1 protein-coding gene is annotated in these 2,888 nt (G+C 67.7%); it reads right to left on the bottom strand.

The window, feature by feature from the left end; translation table 11 throughout:
* Positions 1-666 (bottom strand): transposase (locus OEB96_RS00520; RefSeq protein ID WP_266213408.1); only part of this gene is annotated, 666 nt, incomplete at its 3' end.
* Positions 667-2,888: the final 2,222 nt, after the last annotated feature.

Genomic DNA, 2,888 nt, shown 5'->3' with positions numbered 1-2,888 from the left:
TCGAGCGTGCGGTGGTCGGACACCGGACGTGCGGTGCACCAGAGGTCCGGCGCGCCTGCAAGACGGGTCAGGGCGACCTCGTACCTTGGTGCGGTCCTGCCCCATCCACAGCAGCCGACGGCAGTGCGCGTCGATCTGGTAGACCACCGTCAGGTACTTGTGGCCGCGGTGCCACAGCACCTCGTCGACGCCAATCGCCCGAATTCCTGTCAGATCGCGGTGTTCCAGCCCCCATTGCACGGCCAGGCTCACGGCTCGAAAGACGGTGTCCCAGGTCGTGTGGAAGGTACGGGCGACCTCCTGCCAGCTCATCTTCTTGGACCAGTGCGCCAAGAACCACGCGTAGGTCGTCGTCGTGGGGCTCTTGCCCTTGGCCCACGGGATCGCCTCGACCTTGACCCCGCACCGCGGGCACTTGACCCGGCGCATGGTGTACGCGAAGAACACCAGCAGACCCCACAGCGGGACGAACTGGAAGTACCGAGTGTCCTTCTGGGTGTCGTAGTACGGCGCGGGGTGCTCGCACTTGGAGCACAGCAACCGGCACCGGGTATCGGGGCGGATCCAGACGACCAAGCGCTCCCTTGCGCCCTCGCGGAGCTCGGCACGGTCGTAGACGAAGCCCTTGTGTTTCTGGACGTGGTTGAGCAAAGTCTTGAGCTGCATCTCGGGCTTTGGGAGTCGGTTGGTTGTGTTGCAACTCCATCCTCGCTCCTCCGAGATGCGCTTTGCCCGTGGTCCGTTGCTCTGCCGCCCAACGGCCCCGGTCCATGTTCGGCCTCGACCTGCGTAGGGCTCAGCCCGTCGCGCTCGAGTCAGCGACCGCGAGCCCGCGCGTCCCTCTCACCGCTGCGAGTTGCTCGGCTCGGGCGCGGATCACCGTCCCTCGGCTCACGAATTCTTCCGGGGAACCAAATCATCACGGTGCTCGAAGAGGGGATTCTCGCCACGCAGCTCGACGGGTCCGCTACGCTGCGCGCCCCGATCCAGCCTCTCACCGCGGGGCACTTCGGCCGCTGGATGCCGCCGTCCTTTCACAGCGCCATGGCCCTCGTGGAGGACGTCCGTGGCCGTCGCAGGCTCGATCCCGACGAGGAGCCGGAGGACACTGCCCCCTCGGCTGGCCCTCTTCGGGAGGAGCCCCAGGATCGCGACCACAGTGCCAAGGTGGCCAGGGTCATGGCCGAGTACCACGCGAGGAAGCGGGCGGAGAGACGGCGAGAGCAGGTTCTACGTTGGGAGGATGCGCGCGCGCTGATGGAGGTGCGCGATTGGGCCGCATCGGTCGGCGAGGTCAACGTGAGCCGGTTCAACTTCGCGTACCGGCAGCGCCATCCCATGTCCACCAGCGCGGAACGACGTCGGCGAGCGCTCGTTCTCACTCCGCGGGGCCACATGGTCGATGCGACGGTGCGCGGCCCCAACGGCACGGAGTTCACGGTATCCCGGCATGAGAGGGTCGGTGAGCGAGCCATCGTCCAAACCTTGATGTCCCGGATCGAGGCGGCGATCCCAAGGTTCGACTGGACCAAGGTCGACGAATGGGCCGAGCCCGCGCCGGAGAACGAGGAGACCGCCGACGAGCCCCCCGTCGACGAGAACGTGCCCGCCCGGGAGCCCGAGGTGGTCACGGCGACGACGGAGCTCGACGAGCCCGAGGCGGATACGACGACGACGGAGCTCGACGAGCCCGAGACGGTCATCGACGTGGCGCGAGAGGCGGAGCGACTCACGGCGATGATCTTTGGGCGAGCGACGCTCAAGGCCGCCAACACGGCGCCCGAACCCGCGGGCCAAGCCGACGCTACGACCGGCCCCGCCGAGCCCGAGGCGGTCGTCGACGTGCAACGAGCGATCGAGGAGCTCACGAGGATGGTCCGCGGAGGGCAGAAGCGCGAGGCCACCGACGCCGCTCCTGAAGTGGAGGACCGGGAAGAGGTCAGCGCGATCGAGGAGGTACGCCTGGCGGGCGAGCCCGTGGACGTCGAGGATCCCGCCGTCGCAGACGGCTCGGCCGGGCCGAAGCCGCGGGGCGGAGCGGTCGAGCACGAGAGCGTCACCCCGGTGGCCGGCTCTGGCGAGAGCACGACCGTGCACCTGCCCGACGTGGCCGAGTCCCATCCCGCGGAGTTGGCCGATCGAACGTGCGCTGGTCGACCGAGGGCCCCTGTCTCACCGCGGGCGCCTGCCCCTACGCCCGCAGACGAACCACCACTGCTCCGCACCCCGGTTCGTGCGACAGCGTTACGCCCTGCTCGTCGTACCGCACCCGTTGATTCGCCGTCGTCGTGGGCTCGCCCGTCGGTCGCAGCCTGGTCGACGGTGTCCTTGCGTCCGCGATCGGCACGTACTCCTGGATCCTGCTCTCCCAGAGGACCGCCCCCGAGATCTGTCGCTCGGGTCGAATGTTGAGCGAGCTCGACGGCCTACGGCTTGCCCGCGAGGTCGGCGTGGCGCTGGGCACTCGGCCACGCAAGCTGCGCAGACCCGTGGGCTCTGCATAGCGCCTCACGGCTGCGGACGACTCCGAGCACGTTGGCGGGTTGCGTAGTGAGCAATCGGAATCGCTCGATGGGACGGTGTGGAGAGGGAGCCCCCGACGGCTGTACTTCGGGGCCTCTCGGCGGGGTTCGTATCCGGACTCGAATCACGCGGTCGAGCCTCTATCCCGGTAGCTGTTCGCAGAAGGCCGCTGCGCAGCGATTTGCTCCTCTCGATCGTCCATGCTGATCTGATCGCGATGGACGAGGCACGTAGCAAAGACGCAGACGATGGATGACCAGCACCATAGCTCCAACAACCCCTTTGTCGTTGTTCGCGACCATGGCCCAGGCATGTTCACCATCATGGCCCAGGGACCCCGAGACACCTGGATCATGTAGCACGCT

It is taken from the genome of Paraliomyxa miuraensis, assembly GCF_026337845.1.
GTDB classification, from domain to species: Bacteria; Myxococcota_A; Polyangia; order Nannocystales; family Nannocystaceae; genus Paraliomyxa; species Paraliomyxa miuraensis.
The sequence above is the reverse complement of the archived record's forward strand: the minus strand, read 5'-3'. Positions and strand labels throughout refer to the sequence as shown.